This is a genomic window from Streptomyces montanus, assembly GCF_005786655.1.
GTDB lineage: Bacteria > Actinomycetota > Actinomycetes > Streptomycetales > Streptomycetaceae > Streptomyces > Streptomyces sporangiiformans.
The window spans coordinates 24,076-49,679 of sequence record NZ_VBZC01000067.1 but is presented as its reverse complement, the minus strand read 5'-3'; the positions used below and the strand labels follow the sequence as shown (position 1 = coordinate 49,679).

Annotated in this window: 20 protein-coding genes; 1 reads left to right on the top strand and 19 read right to left on the bottom strand. The window is 70.0% G+C overall.

The features are described from left to right. The 5 genes from FE633_RS39345 to FE633_RS47925 form a co-directional block, all read right to left on the bottom strand. Positions 1 to 850: hypothetical protein (locus tag FE633_RS39345; RefSeq protein WP_138049964.1), on the bottom strand; the 850-nt coding region annotated here is incomplete at its 3' end. A gap of 107 nt (positions 851 to 957) precedes the next feature. Next, entirely contained in the window at positions 958 to 1,641 is a 684-nt protein-coding gene (locus FE633_RS39340) for a GntR family transcriptional regulator (RefSeq protein WP_138049963.1), read from the bottom strand. Continuing rightward, a complete protein-coding gene (gene cuyB / locus FE633_RS39335) occupies positions 1,605 to 2,414 on the bottom strand; it encodes a cysteate racemase (protein WP_138049962.1) in 810 nt (269 codons plus the stop codon). The genes FE633_RS39340 and cuyB overlap by 37 nt, the downstream gene beginning before the upstream one ends. Beyond that, positions 2,411 to 3,805, bottom strand: coding sequence for a dicarboxylate/amino acid:cation symporter (locus tag FE633_RS39330; protein ID WP_138049961.1), 1,395 nt, complete (start codon positions 3,803 to 3,805; stop codon positions 2,411 to 2,413). The genes cuyB and FE633_RS39330 overlap by 4 nt, the downstream gene beginning before the upstream one ends. 131 nt (positions 3,806 to 3,936) lie before the next feature. After that, on the bottom strand, positions 3,937 to 4,146 hold the full coding sequence (locus FE633_RS47925) for a hypothetical protein (RefSeq protein ID WP_138049960.1): 210 nt from the start codon (positions 4,144 to 4,146) through the stop codon (positions 3,937 to 3,939). 367 nt (positions 4,147 to 4,513) lie between these two features. On the opposite strand from FE633_RS47925, the gene FE633_RS39320 reads away from it, so the two are divergent. After that, positions 4,514 to 5,557: an alpha/beta fold hydrolase gene (locus FE633_RS39320; protein WP_138049959.1), complete on the top strand. Its 1,044-nt coding sequence runs from the start codon at positions 4,514 to 4,516 to the stop codon at positions 5,555 to 5,557. Positions 5,558 to 6,043: 486 nt separating this feature from the next. Here the strand turns inward: FE633_RS39320 and FE633_RS39315 are convergent, their stop codons facing one another. The 14 genes from FE633_RS39315 to rhaI form a co-directional block, all read right to left on the bottom strand. After that, on the bottom strand, positions 6,044 to 7,105 hold the full coding sequence (locus FE633_RS39315) for a hypothetical protein (protein WP_138049958.1): 1,062 nt from the start codon (positions 7,103 to 7,105) through the stop codon (positions 6,044 to 6,046). A 279-nt stretch (positions 7,106 to 7,384) separates the two neighbouring features. Next, complete coding sequence (locus FE633_RS39310; RefSeq protein WP_138049957.1) at positions 7,385 to 8,113, bottom strand: GAF and ANTAR domain-containing protein; 729 nt, start codon at positions 8,111 to 8,113, stop codon at positions 7,385 to 7,387. Positions 8,114 to 8,230: 117 nt separating this feature from the next. After that, complete coding sequence (locus FE633_RS39305) at positions 8,231 to 9,889, bottom strand: cellulase family glycosylhydrolase (RefSeq protein WP_138049956.1); 1,659 nt, start codon at positions 9,887 to 9,889, stop codon at positions 8,231 to 8,233. Between the two features lie 181 nt (positions 9,890 to 10,070). After that, positions 10,071 to 11,273 carry a GDSL-type esterase/lipase family protein gene (locus FE633_RS39300; protein WP_138049967.1) on the bottom strand — a complete coding sequence of 401 codons (1,203 nt, stop codon included), beginning with the start codon at positions 11,271 to 11,273 and terminating at the stop codon, positions 10,071 to 10,073. A 178-nt stretch (positions 11,274 to 11,451) separates the two neighbouring features. Then, positions 11,452 to 14,655: a glycoside hydrolase gene (locus tag FE633_RS39295; RefSeq protein ID WP_138049955.1), complete on the bottom strand. Its 3,204-nt coding sequence runs from the start codon at positions 14,653 to 14,655 to the stop codon at positions 11,452 to 11,454. Positions 14,656 to 14,900: 245 nt separating this feature from the next. Then, positions 14,901 to 15,182 (bottom strand): hypothetical protein, encoded by a 282-nt coding sequence (locus FE633_RS39290; protein ID WP_212747330.1) that lies wholly within the window; start codon positions 15,180 to 15,182, stop codon positions 14,901 to 14,903. 252 nt (positions 15,183 to 15,434) lie between these two features. Further along, positions 15,435 to 16,283, bottom strand: coding sequence for an SAM-dependent methyltransferase (locus FE633_RS39285; RefSeq protein WP_171060304.1), 849 nt, complete (start codon positions 16,281 to 16,283; stop codon positions 15,435 to 15,437). Between the two features lie 113 nt (positions 16,284 to 16,396). Then, positions 16,397 to 17,356, bottom strand: a complete 960-nt coding sequence (locus FE633_RS39280; protein ID WP_138049954.1) for a lytic polysaccharide monooxygenase auxiliary activity family 9 protein — start codon at positions 17,354 to 17,356, stop codon at positions 16,397 to 16,399. A 164-nt stretch (positions 17,357 to 17,520) separates the two neighbouring features. After that, positions 17,521 to 18,189 carry a LutC/YkgG family protein gene (locus FE633_RS39275; RefSeq protein WP_138049953.1) on the bottom strand — a complete coding sequence of 223 codons (669 nt, stop codon included), beginning with the start codon at positions 18,187 to 18,189 and terminating at the stop codon, positions 17,521 to 17,523. Next, the gene (locus FE633_RS39270) at positions 18,186 to 19,673 is read right to left on the bottom strand and encodes a LutB/LldF family L-lactate oxidation iron-sulfur protein (RefSeq protein WP_138049952.1); all 1,488 of its coding nucleotides are present in this window, start codon (positions 19,671 to 19,673) and stop codon (positions 18,186 to 18,188) included. The genes FE633_RS39275 and FE633_RS39270 overlap by 4 nt, the downstream gene beginning before the upstream one ends. A gap of 28 nt (positions 19,674 to 19,701) precedes the next feature. Continuing rightward, positions 19,702 to 20,457 carry a (Fe-S)-binding protein gene (locus tag FE633_RS39265; RefSeq protein WP_138049951.1) on the bottom strand — a complete coding sequence of 252 codons (756 nt, stop codon included), beginning with the start codon at positions 20,455 to 20,457 and terminating at the stop codon, positions 19,702 to 19,704. 115 nt (positions 20,458 to 20,572) lie between these two features. Further along, entirely contained in the window at positions 20,573 to 22,009 is a 1,437-nt protein-coding gene (locus tag FE633_RS39260) for a rhamnulokinase (RefSeq protein ID WP_138049965.1), read from the bottom strand. Between the two features lie 5 nt (positions 22,010 to 22,014). Beyond that, positions 22,015 to 24,054, bottom strand: coding sequence for a bifunctional aldolase/short-chain dehydrogenase (locus tag FE633_RS39255; protein WP_138049950.1), 2,040 nt, complete (start codon positions 24,052 to 24,054; stop codon positions 22,015 to 22,017). A 149-nt stretch (positions 24,055 to 24,203) separates the two neighbouring features. Next, positions 24,204 to 25,364: an L-rhamnose isomerase gene (gene rhaI / locus FE633_RS39250; protein ID WP_138049949.1), complete on the bottom strand. Its 1,161-nt coding sequence runs from the start codon at positions 25,362 to 25,364 to the stop codon at positions 24,204 to 24,206. Between the last annotated feature and the right edge of the window lie 240 nt (positions 25,365 to 25,604).

Here is a 25,604-nt window from a genome sequence, read left to right as displayed (position 1 = left end):
CCGCGGCGTCGGCGCGGCGCTGGGCCTGGCGCGCCGCGCGGTCGCTGTCGCGCTGCCGGTCGCGGACCCGGCGCTCCTCGGCCTCGGCCTCGCGCGCCTGTGCCGCCAAGTCCTTGCGCTGCTCGGTGAGTTCGCTGATGCGCTGGTGCAGGTCGGCCGCCCGTTCCTTGGCGTCCTGGGCGGCGCTGTGGTCCCGCGCCGCACGCTCCTGGCTCTCACGCAGTTCCCGTTCGGCCGCCTCGGCCTCCTGGCGGACTTCCTCGACCTGCCTGCGCCGCCGTTGCTCCGCCTCGGGCCGGCCGGTCTTCTTGTCCTGGTCCCGGCGTTCGGGCTGCGGGGCGGGGGGAGTCACCAGCCGCAGTCGGCGGCCGCCGGCTGCGGCGAAGCCGGTGGTGGGGTCGAGCGGCTTGGTCAGCCGGCCCTTGGCCCACTGCTGGGCCGCCTCGGGATCGGCGAGGACCGCACGCAGGGTCTGCTCGACCTCCTGCCGGACCTCCTCGCTGACCTGCTGTCCGGCATCGGCGGCCAACTGCCGCGCCTGTCGCGACATGGCAGCGATCAGGGCGTGCTGCTGACGGGAGAGCGCCCGCAGCTGCTCACCGTCCAGGTTCCGGTGGGCCTGACGCAGGCCCTCACCGAGGCGGATCAGCGGTTCGACCACTTCGGGCTGCTCGCGCACGAGCAGATTGCTGGCCCAGGCCGACAGGGTCGGCCGACGCAGGGCCTTGATCTGATCGGCCAGCTTGCGGTCCCCGTCCTTACGAGCTGCTGCCGCGCGCTGGTTGCGGGCGGCGGTGAACTCGTCGGGCCGCACCCCGTACAGCTCCTCGGCGACAGCATCGAGTTCCACGGGTGCCCTTCCGCTGTCTCGCATATCTCGCATGTCTTACATATCGACCTTCTCGCTCTTTAGTCGAGTATGCGCATCGATCCGGGCCTCGCATCTTCGGTGGAGCTTCAGCCGGCGGTGTCGGCGAGTTGGTTCGTGTCGAAGAGCCGGTTGATGTGTCCGCCGAGCTCCGACCAGTGCTGGCCCGACAGGTCGGCCGCGGCACGGCTGTCGCCGGTCGCGCAGACGGCGATGAGCTGCGCGTGGTGTTCGATGGTGTTGCGGCCGCCGAGCAGGCTGGAGAACTTCCGGTAGAGGATGCGGTGGATCTGGGGGTGCAACTGCTCGATGATCCGGCTCAGTACGGGGTTGTCGGCGACGGTGATGGGCACCGCGTGGAAGCGGTCGTCGGCTTCCAGGGCGGCGGAGGTGTCGTTCGCGGCGACGGCCCTCTCGAAATCCCTGTTCGCCGCCCGCATCCGCCCGAGGTCTTGTTCGGTCATGAGGGGCACGGCGGTTTCGACGGCGAGTTGGTCGAGTGAGCGCAGGACGGCGAGGGTTTTCTCGACGTCACGCCGGTTGAGGGTGGTGATGCGGGTATAGACGCCGGGTTTGGCTTCGACCAGTCCGATGTCGGCGAGCCGGGCGAGCGCTTCGCGCACCGGGGTGCGGCTGAGCCCGAGGCGCTCGGCCAGTTCGCCGTCCTTGACCTTTTCTCCCGGTTCCAGCTCGCCGCGCACGATGGAGTCGCGCAGACGCTGGAAGACCTCATCGCTCAGGAGGCGCCGGGAGACTGGGCTGTCGAGTGACATATTGCATACGATACATCGCTGTTGGGTGAAGCCGGCCGGCCTGGCGCTTCACGGGGTACGTGGGTCCGGGAGCGGTGCACCAGGGCGCCGGCCAGTACGGCGGCCGGGTCGACGAGCGGGACGGGGACGATGCGGGGATTGAGTCCGAGAGGGATCTCGGTGCATCCCGCGATGATGGCCTGGGCCCCGTTGTCGACCAGTTGTCGTGCGGCCCGGGCGAGCGGTCCGGACACGGCGGTGCCCCGCTGACCGGCCTTCACCGCCCGGATCGCGGGCATCACCTGGTCGTCCTGGCCGGCTCGGTCGGGCAGGACGAGGTCGATGCCGGCGCGGGCGAGCCAGTCCTGATACAGGCCCGCCCGGATGGTGCCGGTGGTGGCGAGCAGTCCGGCGGTACGCACCCGGGGGCGCAGCCGAGTCAGGTGCCGGGCCACTTCGCCGATCATGTGAACGATGGGCAGGCCCACCTGATCGGCGATCTCCGGTATGAACGCGTGGGCCGTGTTGCACGGGATCGCGATCAGAGTGGCGCCCGCCTCCCGCAGCACCCGGCTTCCGTTCAACAGCCACGGGGTGGGATCGGGTCCGAGGCCCATGAGTGCCTCGGTTCGGTCGGGCACCGTCGGATCGGACCAGATCACCGTCTTGAGGTGCTCCTGGTCGCTGCGGACCGGAGTCATCGACACCAGCTTGGTGTAGAAGTCCGCAGTCGCGGCCGGGCCCATGCCGCCCAGGATGCCGATGACCTCCGAAGGCCCGGTCGAGCCGTTCACCGTGCGGTCTCCTCCTGCAGGGCCCGCGCGCTCGGGTGGTCTTCGTGCTCGGCGGGGTCCGGTGCTTCGTGCCCGGCGGGGTCCGGTGAGCCGTGCCCGGCCCTTCGTTTGGCCTCACCACGGGCTTCGGAACGGTCCACCACGGCGGCTGCCAGGGAATTGCCGATGACGTTCACGCCCGTACGTGCCATGTCGACGATGAAGTCGACACCGAGCAGCAGCGCGATGCCCTCGGCGGGGAGGCCGACGGTGTTGCCGGCCGCGATGAGGACCACGATCGAAGCCGAGGCGACCCCTGCCATGCCCTTGGAAAGGATCACCAGTACGCCGACCATGACCAGCAGGGCCGGGATGGAGGTGTCCGCGCCGTAGGCGTTGGCGAGGAATACCAGGGCGGCTGCCTGGTAGAGGACCGAGCCGTCGCTGTTGAACGAGTAGCCGAGGGGGACCACGAACGACGACGTCGAGCGGGTGATCCCGAATGCCTCCAGCCTGCCCATGAGCGGAGCCAGTACGGCCTCGGAACTGCGGGTCACGAACGCGATGCCCGCCAGCCCGCCGACGGCCTTGAGCAGGGCGACGTAGCGGACGCGGTAGATCGCCGCGATGAGGGGGAAGATCACACCCAGTACGATGGCCAGGCCCGCGTAGACCACCGTGATGAAGCCGAGCAGGCTCTTGAGGTTCGCGAAGCCGTAGTACGCCACGTCATAGCTGATGAAGCCGAGCACGCCCAGGGGCGCGACGCGGATGACGTAGCCGACGACCTTGAACATGACGGATGCGACGGAGTCCAGCAGGGTGGCGAACGGGGCCGACTTCTCGCCGATGGCGGCCATGGCCACGCCGAGCAGCAGCGCGAAGACGATCGCGCCGAGCAGGTTGCCCTCGGTGAAGGCGGCGAAGATGTTCTTCGGAACCGCGTGCAGGATCAACTCGTGGAAGTCGATGCCCTGCTCCAGGTTCTGAAGGCTCTTGGGGTCGGCGCCGCCGACCGGGGCGCCCTTGCCGATGCCGGTCACTTTCGCCAGTCCCACGGCGATGAGCAGGATCACCGTGGTGACGATCTCGAAGTAGAGGATGGCCTTTCCGGCGATCCGGCCCACCTTCTTGACCGATTCCATGCGGGCGATGCCCAGCACGATCAGCGGGAACACCAGCGGCAGGACGACCATCTGCACGAGATTCAGGAACAGGTCGCCGAAGATCTTCATCTGCTCGCCGGCGGAGGGGGCGAGCGAGCCGATCAGCGCGCCGAGGCCGACAGCGATGATCGACTGCACGCCGATCGGCAGTCGCCACCAACGCCTTGACCGTGCGGCGGATGCCGATCCGGCAGGTGTGCCGTCTTGCCCGTCCGCGGTTGCGGCGCGGGTGTGGGGTGTCTCCATGAGGCTCCAATATATTGCGTTCTGCGTATTGGAGCGTAAGGTTGGACCTCGTCACGGAGACCTGTCAAGGGGATCCACCGGAAGATGGCGCACCTGTGGGTGGACGGAGGATGCAGGAATGCAGAGCTTGCTCAGCGGTCCCGAAGGGCCCGCGCTCCGGCTCGGTCCTCCTGGGGTTCTGCCTCGGTCGACTTCGGTCCGCTTCGGCTGGACGGCTCATCAGCACCGCCGATTGGTGTCGGCGGGGCCTCGGGAGGGCGGAAGAGGAAGTCCTCGAACGCCTCCATCGCGAGCATCAAAAGCATCATGAGTACCGGTACGAGCAGGGCTATCAAGATCACGGAACCTCCCGAAGGAAGATGTGATCGGGCTCCCGGTCTGGATGGATCCCGCTGGATGCGCTGGAGAACGTCTGCCTCACCAGCCGCGCATCTGCCGGTGCCGCGCGTCTGCCGGTCGCCCCGCAGGGGCCACCCCGTGTGGCGACCGACCTCCCTCAGTCTGGGCCCGAACGGAGTAACCCGCATGCCGAGGGGCCGCGCCACAGCGGCGCACCCGGACAACACGACGTGCGCCACGCTCGATCATGCGCTGCCCTTGCAACAGGGAATTACCGCCACTTCGTCCGGAATTGAGACTATTGCGACTCAAGTGCAGAAACGTCGCCTCTGTGGCGTAATGGGTCGTGGAGTGTGTGAGGTGTTCGCGATGGCCTGGTTCTCTGAGGTTCTTTCCATAGCCGGCCAAGGCGGGGACCGTGCCCTGCGGGTCGCGGTCGGCCTACGTGGTCTCCTGCTGGGTGCGCTCTGGCTGCGGCGGGAGCCCGCGGCAGGGCCCGACGGCGAGCGAGGACAGGTCGTCGTCCCGCCTCGGGCGGCTTGGTTCGTCCAGGGCCGGGCGGCGGACCTGAGTCCGGTCACGGTGGCGTACGAGCGCCAGGGTTCCGGAGAGCCCGTGGTGCTGCTGCACGGGCTGGGATGCCACCGGCAGGCCTGGGATCCGGTCGTGCCGCTCCTGACAGGGCGGCGAGAGGTCATCGCGATGGACCTGCCCGGCTTCGGACAGTCCCCCGACCTCGACCCCGGTGTGCCCCGTGACCTGCAGACGGCCGTTGCGTGGCTGGGCTCCGTGTTCGCGGCGCTGGGCGTGGAGCGGCCCCACGTGGTGGGCCACTCGCTGGGCGGGCTGATCACCCTGCGCCTGGGGCAGGCCGGGCTGGCCCGCAGCGTGACGGCGCTGGCCCCCGCCGGCTTCTGGACCGGCGCCGAGCGGCGCTACGCCTACGCGGTGCTGACCGGAGCCCGACAGGGTGTGCGGCTGCTGCCGGAGGCGGCCCTGGCCCGTCTGGTGACCACTGCCCCCGCCCGCGCCGTGCTGACCGGCACCCTGTACGGGCGGTCGGACCTGTGCCCACCGGAGAGGGTGGTCGCGGCCCTGCGGCCGTTGCGCGACTCGGCGGCATTCCAGGCCACCCTGCGGGCCGGCCGCGCCCCGGACCTGTTCGCGGGCGACATCCCCGATGTGCCGGTCACCATCGCCTGGGGCACCCGCGACCGCCTGCTGCCGCCGAGACAGGCCGACCGAGCCCGCGCCATGATTCCGAACGCCCGCCTGGTGGCGCTGACCGACTGCGGCCACGTACCCATGCTCGACGCGCCCGAACTGGTCGCCCGCACCATCCTGCACGCCACGGAACCGTGGCAGCAGGAAGGGGATGCGCAGGCTGGGCTCGTGCCCACCGACGAACTCTGAGCGTGTTGCGCCGACCCGAGGGTTGCACTGTCCGGGTGGCGGCGAGGCGGCCGTGGCGGCGCGCACGAGGAACACGAGGGCCGGTGTCGTTAGCGTGGCGACGGCAGTTCTGCGTGGTGGTGTGTTCAGTGACCGGCCACAGGGTCGAACAGGCCCCCTACTGAGGGAAGAGGAAGCCCGTGTTGGGAGGTTCAGTTCGCCGGGTCGATCCGCCTCGTCACGATGACCCGAGGTCGGTGCCTCCGCGGCCGCGGCACCCCGCGGCCGCGGAGGAGGGGAGTACACCAGGCTCCCTCGGCGACGCGACCGCCTGGGAGCTGTTCCGCGTGATCTTCACATCCGTAGGGCTCGCGGGGACGGGGACTCGCACGCTCCTCGACAAGACGGACGGCGGTCACTCGTGATCTGCCCGCCCCGAGAGCTTGGGGCGGGCAGGGGGCCAGGCAGGGGCAGGGCACAGGGGGCAGGGGGCAGGGGACTGCAGGACTACGCGGGAACGCGTGCTTCGGCGGCGGAGATGATCGTCTGCCGCCGGCGGTGACGCCGCTCGTGCTCCAGCACCTGACGGGCCACGCTGAGCGGTTCGTTCTGCAACCGGTCCATGATCCGGCTGGGTTCCATGGTGTCGTAGCCGGGCCAGGGCTCGTTGCCGCGCAACTGCTCGATGGCTTCCAGGACACCGGGCCGGTTGGCGTGGCTTCGCTCGTAGCCCTCGATCACCGTCAGGTCCGACTGGGACAGCGAGCGGAGCCGCCGCTGGATCTCATCGGCGCCGAGCTGGCTGAAGCGGGCGATGGGCAGATCTTCCTCCCGGGTCACCGCGCCTTGGACCTGCTCGGCCACACGGGTCGCCTCCGGCATCTCCCGCATCGCCCCTTCAGCGGCACCCCGGGTTCGCCGTCCCCCGGCCCGGGCCGCGTCCCGCAGCCGGTCCGCGGCGGTCAGCACCGTGCGGGTGGCCGCCTCGAGCAGGCCGGCATACCCGCTCTGCTCGGGGCGGAATCCGTTGCCGTTGCCCGCGGCGGCCACGGACCGGGCCTGCGCGGCGACGCTGTCCTCCAGCGTGGCCAGCAGCTCCTGGTTCTGGCGGCGGAGCGTGGCGAGCAGATCCATGGTGGTCTGGTCCTGGACCTGCTCGGCGAGGACCTCGCCTGCCCGGGAGACCGCCAGCGCCCGGGCCGCCGTCGCGTACTCGTCCTCGGTGTTCCTCAGCAGCCGCCGCTCATCGGCCGGGCCCTGGCCGAGCACCCCCGTGACGATCCGCTGCCCGATCGTCACCGGCAGCATGGCCGCCCGGACGGTGGTGCGGGCGGCGAACCTCGCCACGTCGGTCGTGCCGCCGACCAGCCCGCGGGGCCGCATTTCGCGCACATGGTGCTCAATGCGCTGGACACTGTCCTGAACGTCGTCGGCCTGGCGCTCCAGCATCTGCCGGTACGGGCCGGGCGGCGTGACGGCCGCATCTGCCCGCAACCGGTCGAGCACGGCCGCATGGGCCTGGCGGGCGTCCTCCAGCGCCGGTACCAACGTCTCCGTCATTACTGCCATTTCTTGCTCCTGAGTGGGGGGATCGGGCGGCAGTTCGCCGCGCAGGAGAAACAGCTGCCCCGCCCTGCTGTCCCTGCGGCTGGGCAACCGGCACCATCCTGCGGGACCCGCATCAAGATCACCCGCTGAGCGAGGCCCGGGCAGGACCGGCCGCGAGCCCGGGCGCAGCAGGAGCAGGCCCTTCTACATGGGGCGGCGGCGCGGGCGTTCCGCCATCCGGGTGGACCCCTTCCGGGAGACCGTGGCGGCGCGTTCGAGCGACAGACCAGGGTCCGTGTGTCAGGGGCGGGGAGGCAGTGTCCTGCCGCCGGAGGGCGGCTTTCCGCTGATGTTGGTGATGAGTTCGGCGCACAGGTCGCGGAGTTTGATGTTGCGGTGCTGGGAGGCCCGGCGCAGGGTCGTGAACGCTTCCTCGGCGGTGCAGCGCTGCCGGCCCATGACGATGCCGATCGCCTGGTCGATGATGCTGCGCGACCGCAGCGCCCGCTGAAGATCGGCGACGTATTCGTCGGTGTCGGCCATGCGCTGGGCCAGGGCGATGGCGCCGGTGGCTTGGGAGGCGAGCGCGCGCAGGCCGGTGAGGTCGGCGTCGTCCAGACCGGCGGGTTTGGGCGCATACAGGTTGAGGGCGCCTGCGGTGCGGGTGCGAGCCGCGATCGGCAGGGAGAGCGAGGAGCGCGTACCACGGGACACGGCGTACGCCGGGTAGGGGCCCCAGCGTTCCTCGCTGAGCATGTCCTCCACCATGACTTCCTCACCCGTGCGCAGCGCTTCGAGGCAGGGACCGTCGTCCTGCCCGTACTGCGCCTCGTCGAGTTCGGGGGCGCTGATGCCGGCACTGACCACGGTCCGCGGACGGTTGGGCCGCTCCAGGGTGACGCCGCATCCGTCCGCGGCCGGATACAGCGCCAGCGCGCTGTCGGCCAGGGCACGGAGGAAGTCCTCGACCGTATGGGTGCTCAGCAGCAGGGAGGTCGCATCCGGTGATGCGGACGCCTGGTGGGCCATGATCCCCATTCCTTCCGGGCTCGCACCCGTCCTCTCTCCACTATGCGCCGAACCGCGTACTCCTCGCCCCGCGAGGTCGCGGGGCGAGGAGTACGCGGTCGTGACGTCGGCCGGTCCTCAGGTCAGTGAGCAGGCGGAGCCGTTGAGGGTGAAGGCGGTGGGGCTGGGGTTCGCGGTCGAACTGCTGGCCGTGAAGCCGAGGGTGACGGAGCCCGCCGCGGGGATCGCCGCGGTGTACGAGGCGGAGCTGACGGTCACCTCGGAGCCGGTCTGGGTCGCGGTGCCGCCCCACAGGTTGGTGATGCGCTGGCTGTCGGGGAAGGTCCAGCGCAGACTCCAGCCATTGATCGCGGAGCTGCCGGTGTTACGGATGATGATCTCGCCCTGGAACCCGCCGGTCCACTGGTTCGTCACCCGGTAGCCGATGCCGCAGGCCGCCTGCGATCCGCCGGAGGACGTGGTGACCGCCACCGTGCCGGAGCGCCCCGATCGGTTGCCGGCGGCGTCCCGGGCGTAGACGGCGAAGGTGTACGCGGTGGACGGTCCGAGGCCGGTGAGGGTGGCAGAGGTGCGGGCGGTGGTGGTGACGACGCTCTCGGCCCCGCCGCTGACGCGGACGACGTCATATCCCGTGACGCCGGTCGCGTCGGTGGCGGCGCTCCAGGTCAGGGTGACGGACGACGAGGTCACCGCCGAGGCGGCCGGTGTCCCGGGGGTGGTCGGGGGAGTGGTGTCTCCGCCGCCGGAGGAGTAGATGTCAGCCTCTTCGGAGGTGGCGGCGATGCCGTTCGCGCCGTTGAAGAGCCGCTGCCCCCAGGTGGTGAGCTGGTTCGGGTCGAAGTTCGTGACCATGTCCAGGTATTCGACCCCGCCGCCGTTGCCGCTCCAGGACCAGCCGAGGTAGCCGAGGCCGAGCTGCTGGGCGGCGGCCAGGATGGCGTCCTCGTCGGGGTTGCCGTCGGAGTGGTTGTGGCCGAACTCGCCTATGACAAGAGGGAGTTTGGCGGCGACGAAGCGATTCAGGTAGTCGCTGATCTCCGCGGCGGTGTCGAAGACGCCGTACATGTGGATGGAGAAGACGGTGTTGGCGTCCGGGTCGGCGGCGAAGACCGAGGCGGCGTTGTCGCGCATCGTGAACGCCCAGTCCTGGCCCCAGTTGGGGGCGTCCACCATGAGGGTGTGGTCGAATCCGGCGTTACGGAGCTTCTGGATGGCGGCCTTGGTGTCGGCCGTCCAGCTCGCGTAGTTGTTGTTGCCGTAGGGCTCGTTGCCGATGTTGACGATGACGTAGTTCTCCTGGCCGGTCAGCGCGCTCTGCACGCTGATCCAGTAGTCGGCGGCGCGGGAGAGGGTGACGGCGCCGCTCTGTTCGCCGTAGCCCGTGGTGTCGTGGACTTCCAGGACGCAGATGAGCCGGTTCTGCTTGCACTGGGCGACGACGTTCGCCACATCGGCGGTGTCGTTACGGGTCCAGCGATCACCGCTGGAGAGGACCACACGTACGGTGTTGGCGCCCTTGGCCTTGATGTGGGCGAGGGAGCTCATGCGGTCCGGATACCAGGTGTGGGCGTGGTTGACGCCGCGCATCACGAAGTCGTTCCCGGACGCTTCCGTCAACCGGCCGTTCTCGATTCGGAAACCGGTCGCCGCCGCGGCGGCCGGCGTGCCGAAGGCGAGCATGGGGAGGAGGAGACCCAGGAGGGCGGCGGCGACGGCGGCCACTCGTGCGACGGCGGGGGTACGAGTACGAGTTCGGGTGCGAGAACGGGATCTCATGGCGGCTCCAGGAGAGGACGGGAAACGGGGGAGGGGAACGCGTTCGGGGTGGGGCAGGGAACCATGGGGACGGGGCTTGAACGGGCGAAACGGAACGGGCGAAACGGAACGGGCGACGCTGGATGGGTGATGCTGAACGACCCACGCTGGAAGGGGCATTGGCCCCTGTCCGCGTCGGGGCTCAGCGGGAGGAGGAGGCGGCCGCCGCAGCCGTCGCCGTGCACTTGACGGTCGCCGACGGGGTGCCGGCCGTGGCCGGAGCGGTGGCGATGAAGCCGAAGGCGGCGCTCGCTCCGGGCGCCAGGGTGCCGTTCCACGTCGCGTTGGTGACGGCGGCCGAGCCGTCGGCGGCCGTGGTGAGGGTGCCGTTCCAGACCTGGCTGAGGCGTGCGCCGCCGGCCGGTACGACGGTCACGGTCCAGCCCGAGAGGGAAGAGGCGGACGTGTTGCTCACCGTCACCTCACCCTGATAGCCGCCCTGCCAGGAGGAGACGGCCCGGAAGGAGGCGGTGCAGGCGGGCTGACCACCACCCGGGTCACCGGGATCGTCGGGATCTTCCGGCGGGCCCGCCTCGAGGAGCGCGGCCAGCGGCGGATACCAGCGGGCGGCGATCTTGTCGTCGCCGGAGGCGGAGGGGTGCACCCCGTCGTAGGTGTCGGTGGCCGTGTTGAAGCCCGTCCACTGGTCCACCACGGTCACCGGGGAGCGGCTCGTGGTCGTGGCGCGGGCCCAGTCGGGAATCCGCGCGTTGAGGTCGACGACGCGCTGCGCACAGGCCGTGCAACTGCTGGGATTCAGCGGGATGAGCTGCGCGACGAGGATCTTCATGTCCGGGTTGTCGGCCCGCATCTGCGCCACCAGCTTGGTGTAGGCGGCGAGGATGCGGTCGGGGGCGATGCTGCTCCATACGTCGTTCGTGCCGAAGTGCATGACAACGATGTCGGGATGGGTGGCGGCCAGTCTGCCGGGGAGCAGGTTCCGGTCCGCCACGTCGGTCACCAACTCGCCGCCGTGGCCCTCGTTGTCGCCGTCGTGAGGCTGTCCGCAGCCCTGGGGGCCGAGGGTGCCGACGAAGTCGATGTCCGTGTATCCGGCGCTCTGCAGCCGGTTCCACAACACCGCCCGCCAGCAGCCCGGCGAGCCGGTGATCGAATCGCCCAGCGGCATGATGCGTACGGCAGCCGCTGCTGCTGCACGCTCAGCTGCCGGTGACGCTGCCGACTCGGCTGTCGGCGTCGCCGAGGGCTCCGCCGCCGGTGCGGCTGCGGCGTGCGGCGCGAGGATTGCTCCCATGATCAGGAGCACGGCGAGCAGGGTGGTCAGGAAGGTGAGAGCCGGACTGATCCGTAAGGTCCGTAAGTGTGAGTGGGGGGTGCTGCGCATCATGTTCCCTTCTCCGAACGAGGTGGGAGCGCTCCCATAACGCCATCAAGCCACCGTTGTCGCTGACACGTCAAGGGGTCGGCGAAGGGTCAGGTGCCGGTTGCCGAGCCGGCGGAAGGTCCGGAGAAAAATCCGGGGAGGGGAGCCAACTGCCGCGGCTCCCCTCCCCGATGGCGGCTCAGCGCCGCACGAGTTCGATCTGGTACTGCCGTTTCTGTGATCCGTCCTCACTGGTCACGGAGACGACGGTCACCGTCCGGCCGGACTCGTCGGCCCGGTCGATCGTCACGGTCGCATAGGGGTCACGTGCTGTCGCCGTGACCTTGCTCCGGTTCGGATCGCCGGTCACGACCCGGTACGTGGCCGTGTCGGGGTCGAACGAGGCGACCGGCACGCCGGCGACCTCGATCGACGCGGCCGCGGCGTCCGAGGAGACCCCGGGGCTCTTGGCGAACACCTCGATCTCGCTCATGGTGATGTAGCCGCCCGGACGGGCGGTCATGACCACACGCACTCCGCTCGTCGGCCCCGCCGTCAGCGGGACGTCGACCACCGGTGTGCCCTCGGTCCCGACCTCGACGGCGTCGCTCGCGTCGACCCATGCACCGTCGCCGGCCGCCCGTACCTGCACCTTCAGGCTCGCGGGGAAGGAGGCCGTGCTCCCGTCGCGATAGAAGTGCGCCACGATCCGGTCCAGGTCGCGTGCCGCCGGCAACGTGAACGTGACGGTGTCGGACGGGTTCTTGGTGTTCCCCGGCTTCCAGTTGGACCAGGCCTTCTCGGACAGGTTGCCGTTGCGCAGCCGCTCCGCGGAGTATCCGCTTTCGGTGAACGTGGCGTCGACCGAGACATCGTCGTCGGGCGCGATGTTGGTCTGCGCCGGTTCGGTGACCTGCACGCGCACGCTCGCGTCGACCGTGCTGCCGTCGACGATCTTCGCGGTGCCGTGCAGGGTCACCACCCCGGCCTTGTCGAACGCTCCGTCAGGCGCCCGCTCCCAGGTCACCGGCAGGTCGGCCCTGCCGCCGTTCTTCCCGACACCGACGACCGTGCCCGGCAGGTCCGGCGTTCCGCCCACATAGGTCTTGGCGCGGCCGGGGAGGGTCGAGGCGATGGTGTCGACGGTGACGACCGCCTTCGCGGGGATCTGCCGCCCGAGCGGATCCGTCGCCCGGCCGGTGACCCGTACCGTCCCGGGGTCGCGCCACTTCCGGTCCGAGGGCAGCTTCCACACCACGGGGAGGGAGCCTCGGGCGCCGTCCCGGAAGACCGGTGTCACTGTCTCGGGAAGCTTCGGGGCGCGGCCGGGGACGGTGAACGCCTCGGCCGTCTCGGTGCGCAGTACCGTCTCGTCGGTCACGGCCCAGCGCTGGTTCGCCGCCGAGGTCGGGGTGTACGTGGACACCTTGGCGCCGTCGGTGGAGGACTGCCCGGTGACGTCGATCAGGCGGCCGGTGGCAGCGTTGACGAACGTCCAGGTGTCGTCGCCGGTCGTCGACATGATCCATTGGGCGGTGTCACCGGCCGGACCGTCTTCCGGGTCCTCGAGGACGGCTTCGTTGTCGCGTACGGCGAGTCGCTTGCCGGTCGTCGCGTTGATGAGGGCGTAGCGCTCGCGGTTGTCGTCACCGGAGGTCAGCTTCTTCACGGACCACAGCTGCCGCGCGCTGCCGGGGTCGGTCGTGCGGATGACGACTCCGCTCCCGTCGTCCGACGGGGCCAGCGACTTGCCGCTCTGCGCCCCCTGCAGCCGGTAGACATGGCCGGGCTGTACGAGTGCGGCGTCCTTCGCGACACCGCTGACGCCCTTGACCAGGAAGGTCGTGACCGACTTCGCGGGCACGGACAGCGTGGCCGACCGGTCGGTGACACGAACCGGCGTCCCCCGGACGAGCGCGCCGTCGGCGCTTGTCACCACGGGTGTCACGGTGGCCTTCCGCGTCACCTTGCCGAAGCGCGAGAGGTCGAGGGTCACGGAGCGCGATGAGGTGCCGTCGTTCACATGGACCACCGTTGCCGCGTGGCCGGACTTCTTCACCGCCGCGACGCTGGACGGGTCGCTGACCTTCACGAAGTGATCGCCGGGGCGGATGTGGTGGGTGAAGTTCCGGATGGTGTTGAACTTCGAGTTGGTCCGGATCGGACAGGTCTCGAGCGTGTCCTCGGCTTTGCAGTTGAACGGGACGTGGATGCTGCCCCAGTTCTTGCCCGCCGCCGCCTGCGGTATCGAGTCCTCGACGGGCTGCCAGAACACCCAGGCCGACGGCTCCAGTTCGCGCATGTCGTCGACCATGCGGGTGGCGATCCCGAGCCCCGGTTCCATGCTCGTGAAGTCGGTGCCCGTTCCCCACGTGCCCTCGACCTCGCTCATCCACAGCTTCTTGCCGGCACCCTTGGCGACGTCTCGCGCGCTGGTACGCATGCCCGTGCCGTAGGTGTGGACGTTGAGCTGATCGACGGCGGCCCGCGCCGGGGAGCCGTAGGCGTTCCAGTTCTGGGTGAAGATGCCGGGGTTGGTCTCGTCCATCGCGGAGACCTCGGCGTGGGTCGAGGTCTTGCCGTCGAGCGCCTTGCGGAGTGCCAGGACCACCTTCTGCTGAAGCTCCGGTCCGGCGTGCGCGCCCTCCTGGCGTCCGCCCGTGGGCTGGCCGTTCGGTCCGAGCTGAGTGCCCCAGTACGGCGTGTTGGGCTCGTTGAGCGGGTCGATGGTGTCGAACTTGATGCGGTGTTTCTTCTCCAACTGCTCGGTCACACGCACCAGATAGGCGGCGAAGTCGTCGACGCGGTCGGCCCGGATCTGGTCGGTACTCGCGTCGAAGCCTCCGGAGACGTACCCGCTGACCGTCTGGAACCACGGCGGCGAGTTGCTGAACGCCTCCCAGCGGGTGACCTTCTTCTTGACCTGGTCCACCCACCAGCGCTGGCCCGCGTCGGCGTTCCAGTCCCAGTGGTCGGGGTTCTCGGGGTCCCACCAATCCTGGTCCTTCTGAGTGGTCCCCTCGGGGGCCTTCCAGAAGCCGTCCATCGTCGCGCCCGCCTTCATGTAGTCCTTGCGGACGTCAGGGGCGTTGCCGCCGCCGATGTTGTAGCGCGCGATGTTGAGGCCGAGACCGTCCTCGCCGAACAGCATGTCGACGAGCTTCTTGCGGATGGGGTCCGGGTAGCCGCCCGTGGCGTTGGCGAACCAGACGAGGCTCGTCCCCCAGCCCTCGAACTCCTGCTGCTGGTAGGACGGATCGATCCCTACCGTGACCGCGCTCCGCGGCGTCTGGGGCGGCGGTTCCGCGGTGGCGGCGGGCGCGGTGACGAGACCCGCGCAGAGCACTGGGGGAACTGCTGACACCAACGCCCGGACGAGGCGATGTCTGCTGGACAACGGCATTTCCTTCCGCAACACAGAGGCGAACAGAAACAACCAGAACCAATCGGGTTGAAGGCATGGTTTATGACGGAAATGAACACGTCAAGACATTGCACACGCTTCGGTGTTGGGCGCGGGACCACCACGTGGCGTTCGGGTACCAGCGCAAGGGCCGGTGTCCTGCCGGGTGCTTCACCCGGCAGGACACCGCCCCTGTCGTGTTGATCGGTGGGGTCAGCCGCACCGGCCCGTCGGCCGGGTGCGGGTCACCACGTCGGTGATGCCGGTCGTCGAGTCCAGCCACACCACCTGGCTGCCCGCCACGCGGCGGCCGAGCCCTGCTCGCCGCGGCTGCAGGAGACCCGGCCCTTGCGGGTGTCCGGTTCCCCGGGCGAGCCGTCCGCGGCGAACTGGTAGAGCTTGGGGACCGATTCGTGGCCGATCTCGGCGCCGGAGATGTAGGTGCCTACCGTCACAGCATCCTCGGAGACCGTCACGTCGTACGCGTTCAGCGCGTCGGGCCCGGTCTGCGGGCTGAGGTCCACCACGCCGGAGCCATCGAGCGCGGCGAGGCGCAGGGCCGTCTTGCCTTCTGCCGTGCCCTCGTGGAGGAGCCAGAAGACGTGCTTGCCGTTGATCGCCGTCGGGCCCCGGGCTCGGCGCTGGTGCCCCCGCTGCCGTCGCGGCGCCGTCGGGAGTCGCCGAGACGACGAGTGCGGCGACGCCGAACAGCGCCGCCGCAGGGCCGGTTCGCGTTCGCGCGTTCCGTGCGCCGAAGGACACCCCCTGGCCGACAGGGCCTAAGCCTTGTGCGCGACGCCGCCGAAGCTGTCCACCTCCTGAGGGTCGACCTCGGCTTTCCGCAGCTCGTCCTCCGCCTCGGGCTCGTCCTCCACGGCCGTGCCGGCCTCGGACGGCGCGGGGCGCCACTGGGCGACGGACACCAGGCCGGGCTCCAGGAGTTCGAGGCCGTCGAAGAAGCGGGCGAGCTGCTCGGGACTGCGGTTCACGCGGGGGTTGTCGCTGGCCTGGTTCCACTGCGCGACCATGGCGCGCATCTCCTTGGGATGGAACACCTCGGTGCTGTCGCAGAACACGAGGTAACTGCCGGACGGCAGGGCGTCCACCAGGCGCTGGACGATCCCGTAGGCGCTGTCGTCGGGTACATGGGCGGCGATACCGAGCAGCATCAGCGCGATGGGCTGGTCGAAGTCCAGCATCCGGCCGGCCCCTTCCAGGATCGCTGCCGGGTCGCGCAGGTCGGCGTCGATGTAGTCGGTGGCGCCTTCGGGGGTGCTGGTGAGGAGCGCCGTGGCGTGGGCGAGCACGATGGGGTCGTGGTCGACGTACACGATCCGCGCCTCGGGTCTGATCCGCTGGGCGACCTCGTGGGTGTTGTCGAACGTGGGCAGTCCGGTGCCGACGTCGAGGAACTGGCGGATACCGACCTCACCGGCCAGATACGTGACCGCGCGCTTGAGGAACGCCCGTTGGGCGCGGGCGATGTGGACGATCTCCGGGTTCAGCTCGCGGATCTGGTCACCGACCTCGCGGTCGATCTCGTAGCAGTCCTTGCCACCCAGCCAGTAGTTCCAGATGCGCGCCGAGTGCGGCACGCTGCTATTGATCAACGGAACGTCATGAGGCATGGGGCATCTCCGAGTTGGCCGGGCTGTTGCCACCCAACATAGAGCCGGAGGGCGGCGTACGTGGTCGGTCGCGTGATCTTCCGAACGTACGGCGCATGCCGGTGGTTCCGTACTCAGCGATGTCGGCGCAAGGTGAAAGCCGCGCCCGCCGTGATGAGGAGTCCCGCCGCGCCGCCGGCCACGAGGGGCAGGGCTGTACTGCCGTCGTCGGAGCTGTCGGAGGCCACCGCCTCACCGGGCGCGCTGGTGACGTCGGAAGGGGAGTCGCCCGCGGGCGTGCCGGTCACGTTCGTCGACGACTTCGTCGGAGTGCTGGTGGCATCCGCCCCATCCTGGGCACCCGGCTTGTCGTTCGCGGGACCGGCGCCCGTCCCGCCCCCGCCGCCGCCGGACTTGTCCTCGGCGCCTGCCTTGTCGTCGGCACCGGACTCGTCCTCGGCCGCCGCCCCGTCCTTCCCGCCCGGGAAGACCACGTCGGAGCAGGAGTAGTACGTGTCAGGCGTGCTCGTGTTCTGCCAGATCGTGTAGAGCAGATGGCGGCCGGTCCGGTCGGAGGGCAGCTTCGCCTTGATGCGGTAGGAGCCGTTCACCAGCGACGGGTCGGTGACGGTCGCGAAGGGACGGGACGGCAGGTCCGACCACTTGAGCGGCTTCGTGGGGTCGTAACCGTCCTTGGTGAGGAACAGTTTGAAGGTGCCCGTGTGCGGAATCGTCGACCGGTACGTGAGCGTCAGGTCCGCCCCGGCGGACAGCTTCGTCGCGGGCCAGTCGTCGCGGGCCAGGTCCAGCCCCCGGTAGGCGTCGAGGCCCCCGCTGCACAGCTTGCCGTCGGGAACGACCTGCCGGTCCCGGCCTCCGACATTGGCGAGGCGCAGGTTGTCGAAGGCGGCGATCCCGGAGGCGGTGGCCGCCTCGCAGGCCGCGCTCTTCGCCTGTTGCCCGCCCGGGGAGCAGGCCACCACCCGGCTGACCGGATTCGTAGGTGCCCCGTGCGCGGTGGCGGGCGTGGCGGCCCACACCGTGAGCAGAAGCGGAGCCACTCCGACGAGGGCGGCGGTGCGGTGTGCGGACATCCGTCGGGTTCCTCCTTGGCACGGCAAACGGGGTCGGTCCGCTGTTCCGCGACGGATGAGCCGCGGGCCACGGGCCGGCCCGGTGTTCCCGTGAAGTACGGGGCACACGTGATGTCCGTTCAACGCCCCCTGTACGAGCCGCCGATACGCGCCACTCCCCTTCCCTACGGCGCGCCCTCCGTGCCGGCCCGCCCCCTCACCAGCACCACCTCGAGGGTGCGCGGACCATGCACCCCCTCGACCCGGTCGAGTTCGATGTCGCTGGTGGCGGAAGGGCCGGAGATCCAGGTCAGCGGGCGTGTCGGGGCGATCCGCGCCATGGCTTGGGGGACGGACGAGACGACCTGGTCCGGAACCCGTACGACACAGATGTGGTGGTCGGGTACGAGGGTGATCCGGCGGCGTCCCTGGTCGGGGGAGCCGTCGAGGACGATCGTGCCGGTCTCGGCGATGGCGACGGCGCAGCCGGTGACCACACTGTCGACGCGGTCCAGTTCGTGGGCGGTGCTCGCGGCGCGATCGTGCACGCGCGTCGGGTCGGCCGCCTTGAGCCAGTGCGGCGGCAGCCCGGGCGGGACCAGCACGGTCTGAGAGCCCCGCTCGGCCAGGAGCCGCATGAGCAGCTCCGGCAACTCCTCGTCCGCGCAACGGTGGACGATCGCCCGGTAGTCCGCCAGGTTCTCGGCCAGCAGATCCACCGTCTCCTCGACGCTCCGCTCGCCGTGTTCGCGGAGATAACCCCGCTGAACCGCCTGCTCGTACGGCGTGTCGTCCCGTCGTACGTCGGCGAGCGCGCGCCGTACGCGGCCCAGGATCAGGTCCCTGCTGCTCACTTGCCGGTGTCCTTTCCGCCGTGCGTACGCTGCCACCAGTCGCGGAACGGTTCCGCCGGCACCGGCGGCAGATCGCGGCTCCCGCTCCACGCCTTGCCCGGGCCCGGAAGAGTACGGGGATGGAAGCGGCGGCTGCGCGAGGCCAGCCGCTGGCCGGTGCGCAGGGCGCCCGGGTGACGGAACGCCCAGCTTGCCGCGCGCATCGCGGCCCGTTCGGCGGCGTGTCCCCTGGCGGGTTTCAGCTTGACCTTGTTGCCCCCCTGGGTCACCACACCCCCCTGGACGACCCGCTCCCGCAGATGCACCAGCACCTCCGGGATGTCGATGGCCACCGGGCACACGTCGTAGCAGGCGCCGCACAGCGACGACGCGTACGGCAGCGAGGCGTCGATCTCACTTGCCGTCCCCCGGAGTTGAGGGCTGAGGATGGCGCCGATCGGGCCGGGGTAGACCGAGCCGTAGGCGTGGCCGCCGGCCCGCTCGTACACCGGGCATACGTTGAGACACGCCGAGCAGCGGATGCAGCGCAGCGCCTGGCGTCCGACCTCGTCGGCGAGTGTGTCGGTGCGGCCGTTGTCGATCAGGACCAGGTGGAAGGTCTGCGGACCGTCGGCCGTCTCGGAGTCCGTCGTACCCGTCCACATGGAGGTGTACGGGTTCATGCGCTCGGCCGTCGAGGAGCGGGGGAGTGTCTGCAGGAAGACCTCCAGGTCCTGCCAGGTGGGCACGATCTTCTCGATGCCGACGACCGAGATCAGCGTCTCGGGAAGGGTGAGGCACATACGGCCGTTGCCCTCGGACTCCACGACCACCAGGGTGCCGGTCTCGGCGACCATGAAGTTGGCGCCGGAAATGCCGACCTTGGCGCGCAGGAACTTCTCACGCAGGTGCAGACGGGCCGCCTCGGCGAGTTCGGCCGGGGTGTCGGTGAGGCCCTCGGGGGCCGGGCGGCCCCACTCGCCCATCTCGGAGCGGAAGATGTCACGGATCTCGCCACGGTTGCGGTGGATCGCCGGGACGAGGATGTGCGAGGGCCGGTCCTTGCCCAACTGCACGATGAGCTCGGCCAGATCGGTCTCGTACGCGTGGATGCCCTCGGCCTCCAGCGCTTCGTTGAGGCCGATCTCCTGCGTGGCCATGGACTTGACCTTCACGACCTCGGTCTCACCGCTCATCCTGACCAGATCCGTGACGATCCGATTCGCCTCGTCGGCGTCGGCGGCCCAGTGGACGATCCCGCCGGCCGCCATGACCGACTCCTCCAACTGCACCAGATAGTGGTCGAGATGACGCAGCGTGTGGTCCTTGATCTGCTTGCCCGCCTCGCGCAGCTCCGCCCAGTCGGACACCTCCGCGACCGCGGTGGCGCGCTTGGCGCGGATGGTGTGCGTGGCGTGCCGCAGATTGCCGCGCAGGGTCTCGTTGTGGACGGCTTCGTGCGCGGCCTTCGGGAAGGCCGGCATGCCCACGAAGGTGCCGCTCATGACTTCGACTCCTCTGCCGTGCTCCCGCTCATGCCAGGGGCTCCTCTTCCGTGCTCGCCAGGATCTCCGCGATGTGCACCGGCCGCATACCCGTCCTGAGGCGGGACATCGTGCCGCCGATGTGCATCAGACAGGAGTTGTCCGCGGCACACAGCGCGTCCGCGCCCGTCGACTCGGCGTTGCGCACCTTGTCGGCCCCCATCGCCGCCGAGACATCGGAGTTCTTCACGGCGAACGTGCCGCCGAAGCCACAGCATTCGTCGGCCCCGGGCAGCTCCCGGAGCTCAAGTCCCTTGACCGCCTTGAGGAGTCGCAGCGGCCGGTCGCCGAGCCCCAGAGAGCGCAGACCGTGACAGGTCGGGTGGTACGTGACGGTGTGCGGGTAGTACGCGCCCACGTCCGTCACACCCAGGACGTCCACCAGGAACTCCGTGAGCTCGTACGTCTTGGGCACGACCGGAGCGAGCGTCCGCGCGAGCGTGTCACCGCGGCCCTCCGCACGTGCGCGCTCACCCATCCGCGGATACAGCTCCCGCACCATCGCGCCGCACGATCCGGACGGCGTCACGATCGCCTCGTACTCGCCGAATACATCGGAGAAATGCTCGGCCAGCGGCTCCGCCTCATGGCGATAGCCGGTGTTGTAGTGCGCCTGCCCGCAGCAGGTCTGGCCCATCGGGAAATCGACGTCGACGCCCAGTCTGGTCAGCAGTTTCACCACGGCGCGCCCGGTTTGGGGATACAGCGTGTCGTTGACACAGGTCAGGAACAGGGCGACACGCATCGCGGCTCCTCGTGATCGGACATCGGATGAGTGCAGGGTACGCGGGACGTGCGCGGGACGGGAGACATCACGCACCGCGGCTGTCCCGCGCTGTCCCGCCCCGGCGCGCGCCTCACTACCGGGCGAGCCGTTCTTCGGCCACCTGCCAGACGGCGGTGGTGCCCCGCGGCTCGTACCGCGTCAGCGGCTGCGTACGCGCCAGCAGTTCACGCATCGCCGCACGGTCACCGACCAGGCCGTCGGCCCGGGCCTGGACCAGGACGTTGCCGAGGGCGGCGGCCTCCGGCGGGCCCGCCACGACCGGCAGCCCGCAGGCGTCGGCCGTGAGCTGGCACAGCAGGGCGTTGCGGGTGCCGCCGCCGACGATATGGACGACGTCGACGGGGCGGTCGGCGAGGGCCTGGGCCTCGGCGATGGCCCGGCGGTGGGCGAGGGCGAGCGAGTCGAGGATGCAGCGGGTGATCTCCGCGGGGGACTCGGGCACGGGCAGGCCCGCGTCCCGGCACGCGTCGGCGATCCGCGAGGGCATCCGGCCGGGAGCCAGGAACGCGGCGTCCCCGGCGTCCACGACGGACCGCAGCGGCGGTACGTCGGCCGCCTCGCCGAGCAGCGTGGCCAGGTCCGGGTTCCCCCAGGCCCGTACGCACTCCTGCAGCAGCCACAGCCCCATGATGTTCCGGAGATAACGGACCGTGCCGTCAAGCCCCAGCTCATTGGTGAAGTTGGCCGCCCGGCTCGCCTCGGTCAGGACGGGCGCGTCCAGCTCGAGGCCCGCGAGCGACCAGGTGCCGGTGCAGATGTACGCGAAGCGCTCGCCGCGGGTGGCCGGGACGGCGGCGACCGCGGACGCCGTGTCGTGCGAACCGACCGTTGTCACCGGGACCGGGCCGGTCAGCCCGGTCTCCTCCAGCACCTCCGGACGGAGCAGTCCCGCCGGATCCCCAGGCCGCCGCAGCGGCGCGAACAGCTTCAGATCGATCCCCAGCCGCGACGCGACGTCGTACGACCAGTCGCGGGTGCGCGGGTCGATCAGCTGGGTCGTCGAGGCGTTGGTGAGCTCCGTGCCCGCCTCGCCCGTGAGCCAGTACGTCAGCAGGTCAGGAATCAGCAACAGCCGCTCGGCTTGCGCGAGTTGCGCCGAAGAGCGGGCCGCCGCCAGCTGGTACAGCGTGTTGAAGGGCGCGTACTGAAGGCCCGTCCGGGCGTACAGCTCGTCCGCCGGGACCGTCGCCCACACCTTCTCCGCGACACCCTCGGTGCGGGCGTCGCGATAGTGCACCGGATTGCCGAGCAGCGCGCCGTCCGCGTCCAGCAGCCCGTAGTCCACGGCCCAGCTGTCGATCCCCAAGGAGTCGACGTGCCCGGCCGCACGCAGCCCGTCGAGGACGCCCGCGTACAGCGACAGAATGTCCCACCGCAGCCCCTCGGGGGTGCGCACCGGCCGGTTCGGGAAGCGGTGCGCCTCGGTGAGGTCGAGCGAGTCCGGCCCCAGACGGCCGACCATGACGCGCCCGCTGGACGCGCCGAGGTCGACCGCGGCGTACGACTTCACAGCCGTCACCGGAGGAACGCGGCGGCCACGCCGGCGTCGACCGGGACGTGCAGGCCGGTGGTGTGCGTGAGCTCCCCGCCGGTCAGGGCGAAGACGGCGTTCGCGACGTGCTCCGGGAGCACCTCCCGCTTGAGGATGGTCCGCTGGGCGTAGAACTCGCCGAGCTTCTCCTCCTCGATCCCGTAGGTGGCGGCGCGCTGCGCGCCCCAGCCGCCCGCGAAGATCCCCGAGCCGCGCACCACACCGTCCGGGTTGACGCCGTTGACACGGATGCCGTGCTCGCCCAGCTCGGCGGCCAGCAGCCGGACCTGGTGGGCCTGGTCGGCCTTGGTCGCGGAGTACGCGATGTTGTTCGGGCCCGCGAAGACGGCGTTCTTGGAGGCGATGTAGACGATGTCGCCGCCCAGGCCCTGCTGGATCATCACCCGGGCCGCCTCGCGCGAGACGAGGAAGGAGCCGCGGGCCATGATGTCGTGCTGCAGGTCCCAGTCGCGGGCCGAGGTCTCCAGCAGGGGCTTGGAGATGGAGATGCCGGCGTTGTTGACGACGAGGTCGACTCCGCCGAAGGCGAGCGCCGCCGCCTTGAAGGCCTCGGCGATCTGCTCCTCGGAGGTCACGTCGACGGTGACCGCGACGGCCTTGTCCGGACCGCCGAGCTCCTCGGCGACCGCGGCCGCGCCCTCCGCGTTCAGGTCCGCGACCACGACACACGCGCCCTCGGCCGCGAGTCGCCGCGCGATCGCCCTCCCGATACCGCTGCCGGCCCCCGTCACCAGTGCCACCCGCGTGGCCAGCGGCTTGGGCTTCGGCATCCGCTGGAGCTTGGCCTCCTCCAGGGCCCAGTACTCGATGCGGAACTTCTCCGACTCCTCGATCGGCGCGTACGTCGAGACGGCCTCGGCCCCGCGCATCACGTTGATCGCGTTGACGTAGAACTCGCCGGCCACGCGCGCGGTCTGCTTGTCCTTTCCGAAGCTGAACATGCCGACACCCGGCACCAGCACGATCGCGGGGTCCGCGCCACGCATCGCGGGGGAGTCGGGCAGCGCGTGCCGCTCGTAGTAGGCGGCGTACTCCTCGCGGTACTCGGCGTGCAGCTCCTTGAGGCGGGTGATCGCCTCCTCGGTGGAAGCGGTCGGCGGCAGGTCGAGGACCAGCGGCCTGACCTTCGTCCGCAGGAAGTGGTCGGGGCAGGAGGTGCCGAGGGCCGCGAGGCGCGGGTGCTCGGCGCTCGCGAGGAAGTCGAGGACCACCTCGGAGTCGGTGAAGTGGCCGACCTGCGGACGGTCCTGCGAGGCGATGGCGCGGATGACCGGCGCCAGCGCCGCGGCCCGCTCCCGCCGCTCGACGGCCCCCAGCGCCGCGTACCCGTCGAGCACCGGCCCGAACGGCTCGGCCTTCCCGTGCTCGGCCAGGAACTTCTCGGCGGTCCGGATGATGTGCAGCGAGTTGCGCTCGCACTCCTCGGCCGTGTCACCCCACGCCGTGATGCCGTGGCCACCGAGGACGCAGCCGATCGCCCGCGGGTTGGCCTCCTTGACGGCGGCGATGTCCAGACCGAGCTGGAAGCCGGGCCGGCGCCACGGCACCCACACCACCGTGTCGCCGAAGCATTCGGCGGTCAGCTTCTCACCGTCGGCCGCGCACGCGAGCGCGATACCGGAGTCGGGGTGGAGATGGTCGACATGGGCCGCGGCCACCAGGCCGTGCATCGCCGTGTCGATGGACGGCGCGGCACCGCCTTTGCCGTGCAGGCAGTAGTCGAAGGCGGCGACCATCTCGTCCTCGCGCTCGACGCCCGGATAGACATCGGTGAGCGCCCGCAGCCGGTCCAGCCGCAGCACGGCGAGCCCGCCCTCGGTGAGCGTGCCCAGGTCGCCCCCCGACCCCTTGACCCACATCAGCTCGACGTCGCCGCCGGTCACAGGGTCGGTGTCGGTGCCCTTCGCGGAGGTGTTCCCGCCGGCGTAGTTGGTGTTACGGGGGTCAGCGCCCAGCCGATGCGAACGAGCGAGGAGAGCGGCGGCTTGGGGGTGGGGTGCCATGGTGTGATCAGTCCTTCACGAATGATGTGTACGTGTACTGAAGCGCCCTGAAGGGGCGCGGGGAACTGCGCGACCAGCCACCACGCGGCCCGCAGGGTTACGGCATCCGCACCCCTACGGCGGTGAACCGGTCAAGCCCAGCGCAGCGGCTACGCTCCCCAACCCGCCTGCTGTCCGCCAACCCGCTCCTCAGCGATCCTCTGCGCCCAGCCGGAGGCGCGATACGCGGCGACCGGGTCGGGGTCCAGCCCCACCTCCTCGCGCACCTCACGCAGCAGCGGCCGTACGTCCGTGTTGTACGCGTCCATCAGCACGGCGTTCGCCTCCAGCACGTCGCCGGAGCGCTGGGCGGAGGCAAGGGCGTCGCGGTCCACGAGGAGTGCCTTCGCCGTGGCCTCCTGCACGTTCATCACGGAGCGGATGATGGCCGGGATCTTGGCCTCGATGTTGTGGCACTGGTCGAGCATGAAGGCGACGTCGGGCGTGAAGCCGCCGCCGCGGATCACCTCGTACATGATCCGGAACAGCTGGAAGGGGTCGGCGGCGCCCACCATCAGGTCGTCGTCGGCGTAGAAACGGGAATTGAAGTCGAAGCCGCCGAGCTTCTGCTCGCGCAGCAGCGTCGCGACGATGAACTCGATGTTGGTGCCCGGAGCGTGGTGGCCGGTGTCCACCACGACCTGTGCCTTCGGGCCGAGCTTGAGGCAGTGCGCGTAGGCCGTGCCCCAGTCCGGGACGTCCGTCGTGTAGAAGGCGGGCTCGAAGAACTTGTACTCCAGGAGCATCCGCTGGTCGTCGCCGAGCCGCTCGTAGACGGCGCTCAGCGCCTCGGCCAGCCGGTCCTGGCGCTCGCGGATGTCGTCCTGGCCGGGATAGTTGGTGCCGTCCGCGAACCACAGCTTCAGGTCCTTGGAACCCGTCGCGTCCATGATGTCGACGCATTCGAGCAGATGGTCCAGGGCCTTGCGGCGCACCGCCGCGTCGGCGTGACAGACACTGCCGAGCTTGTAGTCGTCGTCCTGGAAAGTGTTGGAGTTGATCGTGCCGAGCTTCACGCCCCGGTCCTGGGCGTGCTTGGCCAGGGCCGCGTAGTCGTCGACCTTGTCCCACGGAATGTGCAGCGCGACGCTCGGAGCGGCACCGGTGAACTCGTGGACCTTCGCCGCATCGTCCAGCTTCTCCTGCGGCGTGCGCGGGACTCCGGGCTGCGCGAACACCTTGAAGCGGGTCCCCGAGTTCCCGTACGCCCATGACGGCGTCTCGATGGCCTGGGTCTTGAGGGCGGCCTTCACCGCGGCGAGCTCGGTCACTTCGGGACTCCTGTGACTTCGGGTCTGGAAGACGTCGGTCTTAAGGGCATCAGTCTGAAGAGCATCGGTCTGGGCGAAGCACATCTGCTGAAACGATTCAGGGAGCGAAGCTATGAGCCTCCCGAAAAGCTGTCAACCCCCGACGCGAAGACCTTTGGCCGTGATCGGGTTGTGACCTCCCGCTACCGAAAATTTTCGTTCGGCACCCATTGACGTGACCTGGGTTACGTGCCTAACGTC